This window comes from Desulfovibrio sp., assembly GCF_035644575.1.
Taxonomy (GTDB): domain Bacteria; phylum Desulfobacterota; class Desulfovibrionia; order Desulfovibrionales; family Desulfovibrionaceae; genus Desulfovibrio.
In genome coordinates, this window is the sequence record NZ_DASQOG010000203.1 from 1 (window position 1) to 6,457 (window position 6,457).

At 60.6% G+C, this 6,457-nt stretch carries 5 protein-coding genes and 1 pseudogene; all 6 read left to right on the forward strand.

Going from position 1 to position 6,457, the window contains the following annotated elements:
• On the forward strand, positions 1 to 1,329 hold a 1,329-nt coding region (locus VEZ52_RS11200), incomplete at its 5' end, for a R3H domain-containing nucleic acid-binding protein (protein WP_324836884.1).
• Positions 1,330 to 1,488: 159 nt separating this feature from the next.
• On the forward strand, positions 1,489 to 2,913 hold the full coding sequence (mnmE, locus tag VEZ52_RS11205; RefSeq protein WP_324836885.1) for a tRNA uridine-5-carboxymethylaminomethyl(34) synthesis GTPase MnmE: 1,425 nt from the start codon (positions 1,489 to 1,491) through the stop codon (positions 2,911 to 2,913).
• A 3-nt stretch (positions 2,914 to 2,916) separates the two neighbouring features.
• Positions 2,917 to 3,576 carry a 3'-5' exonuclease gene (locus tag VEZ52_RS11210; RefSeq protein ID WP_324836886.1) on the forward strand — a complete coding sequence of 220 codons (660 nt, stop codon included), beginning with the start codon at positions 2,917 to 2,919 and terminating at the stop codon, positions 3,574 to 3,576.
• Positions 3,573 to 4,772, forward strand: a complete 1,200-nt coding sequence (locus tag VEZ52_RS11215; protein WP_324836887.1) for a GAK system CofD-like protein — start codon at positions 3,573 to 3,575, stop codon at positions 4,770 to 4,772. Before VEZ52_RS11210 ends, VEZ52_RS11215 begins: the two co-directional genes overlap by 4 nt.
• The gene (locus VEZ52_RS11220) at positions 4,769 to 5,881 is read left to right on the forward strand and encodes a pseudouridine synthase (RefSeq protein WP_324836888.1); all 1,113 of its coding nucleotides are present in this window, start codon (positions 4,769 to 4,771) and stop codon (positions 5,879 to 5,881) included. The genes VEZ52_RS11215 and VEZ52_RS11220 overlap by 4 nt, the downstream gene beginning before the upstream one ends.
• Before the next feature lie 375 nt (positions 5,882 to 6,256).
• A pseudogene (locus VEZ52_RS11225) lies at positions 6,257 to 6,457 on the forward strand (DUF47 domain-containing protein); the annotation flags it as partial.

Sequence of the window (6,457 nt, forward strand, 5' to 3'; positions counted from 1 at the left end):
TCCGGCATATTCGGCATCGTGGGGGCGCGCAAGGCCAAGGTTCGGGCAAGGCGCGTGCAGCTGCGCGAAACTATGGAAAGCATTCTGGGCAGAAAGAACGGCGAAGGGGCTTCGGCCCCTGCGCCGTCTGCCGGGCAGCCCACATCTGCGAGTGAGAACTCCGGGTCAGTGGAGCAGCGCAAAAACGGCGGCAACCGGCAGGAGCAAGCGCCTACGGCTGCGCCTGAATCGTCAGCATCGGCTGCCCCCAAGGCTTCCGATGCTCCCAACGCTCCCGATGTTCAGGCCGAAAAGGGCCGGGGCGACGGGCGCGACCGCCAGCAGGAGGCCCGTCCCCAGCGCAACCAGCAAGACGACAGGCGCAACCGTGGCCGTAGCCGCAAGCCCCAGTCACTGGACGCCTTTGAGAATGAAGAAGATCTGGACGCCGCCATTAATGGCAATGTGCTGGAAAAACCCGCCGACCGACCCTTAGACCGTCGCGGCGAGCGTAATGGCAAGCCTGACAGAAATGGAGCCAAGCCTTCCGGCAGAAATTCCAGAAATGACCGGGGCCGTGACCGTGCAGGCAGAAATGCCGAAGGCGGCGAAGGCGTGGAGGCGGTCAATCCCGCTGAGACCCCTGCGCGCGATGCCCGTGGGCGGCGCAATGATTCCCGGTCGGATAACCGGCCTGACAATCGTTCAGACAACCGCTCCGACAACAGGGGCAACGGCAGGGCCGAGGCCCGTACAGCCCAGCGCGAGAATCAACGCCCGGAGCGCGCACCGCGACCTGACGCGCCGGTGGAGGGGCTGGAAGATGATTTTGAAGCCGCAGGCGAAGGTTTGCCGGTTACTCCTCTGGAGCAGCTAGACGCCGCAAAGCTTGAGGCCCTTGTGGATGAAACCGTGCGCAAGCTCATCCGGCCCATTACAGGGGACGGCGTGGGCATCGCCGTCAAGATCGGCGGCGGCCGGGTTTATGTGGGCATTGACTGCGATGAAGACTCCGGCCTTCTGATTGGTCGCGAGGGGCAGACCCTTGCCGCCCTGCAATACATGATATCGCGCATTGTATCGCGCGGCATGAATGCAGCCGTGCGGGTGCAGCTTGACGCCGGAGAATACCGCCGCCGTCAGGATGAAAAACTGCGAGAAATGGCTCTGGCTCTTGCAGACAAGGTGCGCCAGAGCGGGCGCTCCTACTCCACGAGGCCGCTTTCCTCGTACCATCGGCGTATTGTGCATGTGTGCCTGCAAGAGGCCGTTGACGTGCAGACCCGCAGCACGGGCGACGGCCCCATGAAGCGCGTGGTCATCATGCGCAGAAAGGGAGAACGCGCCTAGCTTCAGCCTCACTGGCAGATGCGCGCGTGGCGCGCTCATACCGCAAGCGGGGCCAGCAGGGTCTTGAATGTGCTTGTTACGTTGCCGGAGAAACAGCCCGACTGGGCGCAGATCTCCGGCAACACGCGTTGGCGAAGCCGCGCAAACATAGGGCAGGATATGGAAACAGCAGTGCAGACAGATCGTGGCGACACCATCGCCGCCATTGCAACCCCTCCCGGTGCCGGGGGGATTGGCATAGTGCGCCTTTCCGGCCCCCGGGCCAAAAAAGTTCTTGCCCGTATGTTCTTGCCTCTTTCAGCACAGGTGGAAAATTTTCATCCCTGGCTTTTGCACAGGGGCCGCGTGCTGGACTGGAACGGCGAGTCGCTGGATGATGCCCTGGCTGTTTTTATGCCTGGGCCGCGTACCTTCACGGGCGAAGACGTCGCCGAGATTCACAGCCACGGCGGTCCTTTTCTGGTGCAGGCAGTGCTTGAAAGCGCGCTGCGCCACGGGGCGCGCCAGGCAGAACGCGGTGAGTTTTCGCGCCGCGCCTTTGTCAACGGGCGTATGGATCTGAGCCAGGCCGAAGCTGTGGCAGAGCTGATTGCCGCGCCCTCGCGCGAGGCCCTGCGCTATGGTCTCAACCGCCTTGAAGGCGTACTTGGCCGGCGTACTGCCGAACTGCGCGAAGAGCTGGAAATGCTGCGCGCCCAGATGTGCCTTGCCGTGGATTTTCCTGACGAAGAAGTTGAAGGCATGGAGCCAGCCGCGCTCTGTGAAGTACTCGACAGGGTCATGCTGGCCGTGCGGCGGCTGCTGGCCGGGAGCCGACGTGCCCATATCGTGCAGCAGGGCGCCGTTGTGGTTCTGGCTGGCGCGGTGAATGCTGGCAAATCCAGCCTTCTCAATGCGCTGCTGGGGCGCGAGCGCGCCCTTGTGACCGATATACCCGGCACAACACGTGATTTTCTGGAAGAAACCTGCAATCTTGACGGCCTGCCCGTGCGCCTGACTGACACAGCAGGCCTGCGGCAGGCTGAAGAAACCGTTGAGCAGCTGGGTGTAACGCGCAGCCGCGAAAAAGTTTCGCAGGCTGACCTTGTTGTTCTTGTGCTTGATGGCGGGCTGCTGGGCGAGGAAGGTGCGGCGGCAGAGGTCTGCCCTGACCCTGCGGCCCGCGAAGTTCTTGACTCTGTGGGCGACACGCCCCTGCTTGTGGTGTGGAACAAATGTGACCTTTGCATGCCAAAAGTGTTCCCTCCCCGCTGGATTGGTGCGCGAACCTGTTGCGCAGTGAGCGCACTTTCCGATACATATGTCGAAGAGCTTGCAACCATGTTGCGATCTGTGCTGCTTGGGGGCAGTTCGGATGCCGCGCCGGAAGACGGCCTTGCGCCCAACGCAAGGCAATCCATGGCGCTGGAAAAGGCTTTGAAAGAACTTGAAGGGCTGCGTGCTGATGTTGTGGCAGGCCAGCCTTACGATTGTTGCGCGGTTAGACTTGATATGGCCGCCGCTCATCTGGGGGAAGTGACCGGGCTTTCAAGCCCGGCAGAAGTGCTTAACAGCATATTTGCCCAATTCTGCATTGGTAAGTAACCTATGGATATGGACGTCTTGCGCCGCAGGCTGAGTTGCGAAGAAATCAACGACATGCCCCTTTTTCATTACGAGGGGCCTGTGCAGGTTATTCGCACACTTGAGGACTGGAAAAACGCGCTGCCGGATCTGCGATCCGCAGACCTGCTCGGATTTGATACGGAAACACGGCCTTCCTTTCGCAAGGGGCGCCGCAATTTTCCGGCATTGATCCAGCTTGCCACGGCCAATGCCGTGTATCTGGTGCAGTTGGCCTTTTTGCCGTTCGGGCCGCATGTGGTCGAAGTTCTGGCAAATCCCGATCAGGTCAAGGCTGGTGTGGGCATCCGCGACGATATGCGTGATCTTGCCCGTCTGCACGACTTTGAGCCAGCGGGGCTGGTGGATCTTGGCGGTGTGGCCCGCGCGCACAAATTGCCCAGTCAGGGTTTGCGCACGCTTGCGGCCAATTTTTTTGGCTGGCGTATTTCCAAAGGTTCCCAGTGTTCAAACTGGAGCCTCATGGAACTGACCCCGCGTCAGATTGCCTACGCCGCCACTGATGCATGGATCGGGCGGCTGATTTTTTTGCGCATGTGCGAAATGGGGCTTATCCCCTCCTGTCGCAGCGTTTGCGAGGACGTACCGTGTAACGATGCCCTGGCAGCCGGGAGCGCCGTGTGAGCGAAAGCGCTTCGCTGTTCTGTTTTCCGCCTCTTGGCCCCAGACTGGTTTTCTTTACGGGCGGCACGGCTCTGCGCGATCTGAGCCGTGAACTGATCCACTACACCCACAATTCCGTTCATCTCGTCACGCCCTTTGATTCCGGCGGCAGTTCTGCGGCCCTGCGCCGCAGCTTTGCCATGCCTGCCGTGGGCGACATCCGCAACCGTTTGCTGGCCCTGGCCGACAGCGCTGTTGTGCCCGCCCCGGTAATGGAATTCTGCGCCAGCAGGCTGCCGGAACAGTCGGTGGAATGCAACGATCCGCAGGAACTGCGCCAACAGTTGCGCGCCATGGGCAGCGGGGAGCACCCCGCATGGGCGGCAATGCCGCCGCTGTTTGCAGATGCCTTGCGCCTGCATCTCAATTTTTTTCTGCAACGCATGCCCGAAGATTTCGACCCCTTCCGCGCCTGCCTGGGCAATCTGATCCTGGCCGGAGGCTACCTGCACCACAAGCGGGTGTTTGGCCCGGTCATGGCCTTTCTCAGCCGCTTATTGCAAACGCGCGGCGTAGTGCTGCCCATTGTGAGCGAAAGCCTGCATCTGGCGGCGGAGCTGGAAGACGGATCTCTTGTGGTGGGCCAGCACCGCTTTAAAAATCTCAGCGGGGCTGTGCGGAGGCTGTTCCTCACCGTGCACGAACCAGACCGGGGAGCCGAGCAGGCAGAAAAACTGCAAACCCCTTGCCGCCCGCCTCTTGCCCCGGCCTCGGTAGCCTATCTGCGCTCGGCGGCGGCCATCTGCTACCCCATGGGCAGTTTTTACACCAGCGTGCTAGCCAACTTGTTGCCCCAGAATGTAGGCCGCGCCGTGGCAGCCGTTCAGTGCCCGAAAATTTTTATTCCCAATACCGGAACAGACGCCGAGCTGCACGGCCTGACCGTGGCGGGGCAGACAGCCATGATTTTGCGACATCTGCGCGAAGACGCCCCCGACGCCCCCACCGAGGCCCTGTTGCAGACCGTGCTGGTTGATGCCCGCAATGGTCGCTATGAAGGCGGGCTAGATGCTGGCGAACGTGACGCCCTCGCCCAACTGGGTGTGCGGCTGGTGGAAAAACACATGGTCTGCGAAGATGATCCGCAGCGCCATGTGCCGGAATTAACCGCCAAAGCGCTGCTGGAGCTTGTTCCCGGCAGTTCGGTGACCCTGTGAGTAATGAAACTTCTCCCGCATCTTGCGCCGAGGCGCAGCAAGAGACTGCAAAACAGTTTGAAGCCTCTGGTGCCGACATGGTCGGTCAGAGGCTGGACTACGCCCTGACCTTGCTGCTGCCGCAGATGGGCCTGCGGGGACGCAAGCGCAGCATTGAAAGTGGGCAGGTGCTCGTCAATGGGCGCCCCTGCAAGGCAGCGCAACGCTTGCGCAAAGGCGATGTGGTTTCGCTGGCAGATGCGCCGACCGCTGACCAGCAGACCCAGAACGCAGTTGTTGCCGAGGCCGATACTGCCGCATACCCCGCAGATACCAATTTTGAAGCTTTGCCCAGGCTTTTGGAACGGCAGGGCGAATTCTGCTTTTTTTACAAGCCCGTGGGCCTGCACACAGCCGCTTTGACAGGCGGCAACATGCCCAGCCTGGAGGGCATGCTGCCGCAGTTGCTGGCAGAGCAGGGCTGCACTTGCGCTGAGGCAGACCCCCAAGATGGTGCGGATATGAGTGCGGAGGCTGTGCCCCCTCAGTTGATGCAGCGCCTTGATTACGGCACTTCGGGCATTGTGTGTGCGGCGCTTTCCCCGCAGGCGGCCCAGGCTTTTCGGCAGGCCGAGGCGGCTGGACGCTGTGAAAAGCGTTATATTGCCCTCCTGGCCGGGCGGCTGGAAGAAAATTTTACCGTGACTTTTGCCCTGCGCACGGACAAGCGCAGCAAAAGCCGCGTGCTTGACCGCGATGCCGGCTGCACGCGCTGGACCAATTTTACGCCCCTGCATTATTTTGAAGGGGACGACCTGCCGCAACTCGCCCTCACAAAAGATTCCCAATTTCACCGTGTTGGGCTGACGCTGGTCGGGTGCCGCATCCGACGTGGCGCACGCCACCAAATCCGAGCGCATGCCGCCGCTGTGGGGCACCCCCTGTGGAACGATCCCCTCTACGCAGACAAAGATCCCGAAGCTGAAGCTCAAACATCCCACGGCACGTTCTATCTGCACCACGGAGGCCTGCTGCTGCCGGGGGCAAACTGCATCATGCCGCCGCCCTGGTCTTTTTTGCCAAAAGCTGTTGGCCGACAAGTTTTGGAATGGCTGACATCTGCCGATTAAACTCTCCCGCAGGTTACGTTGGCGTCCTCAGCACACAGCAAATCGTTGCACGATGAGTCCGTCTGGATTATAGATTGTGCACTCAATCTAATGAGTGGTTTTCCCGCAAAAAGTCGCGTCAGCTGCGGGAATGCGCAAAAAAGTGGCCTCATAACATACCGCGATGATTTGAGTTCTTTTTTGTGCATTGAAAAGTTTAATTTGACGCCCTGTTTTCTCTTGGCACAAAGTTCTGCCCGGTATAAACGGAAGGGGTCAAACGGGTTGGCGAAGTGATGCACTGCTCGCCCCCGGAAGCTGCATGCTCGGGTAAAGCCTGCGCAAGCAGCTACCATTCGTGGCGCTCCGCGCTTGCAACCAGTTCAAGGAGAAAGGATGTTTCCTGCTCTACTGCCCAAATCCGCTCCGTTTTTTGCCATGCTCAACGAGCAGAACGATCTGCTGCGCCGCATGTCCGCCCTGCTGGTAAACATGCTGGAAGACGTTTCCAACATGGATCACGTGCACAAGGAAATCGCCTTTCTGGAAGAAGAGGCCGACCTGCTGCACAGCAAGATCATCCGGGCGCTTTCCCAG

Coding starts and splice junctions, on each gene's coding strand:
- mnmE (WP_324836885.1), top strand. CDS start 1,489: ATGGAAACAGCAGTGCAGACAGATCGTGGCGACACCATCGCCGCCATT.
- VEZ52_RS11210 (WP_324836886.1), top strand. CDS start 2,917: ATGGATATGGACGTCTTGCGCCGCAGGCTGAGTTGCGAAGAAATCAAC.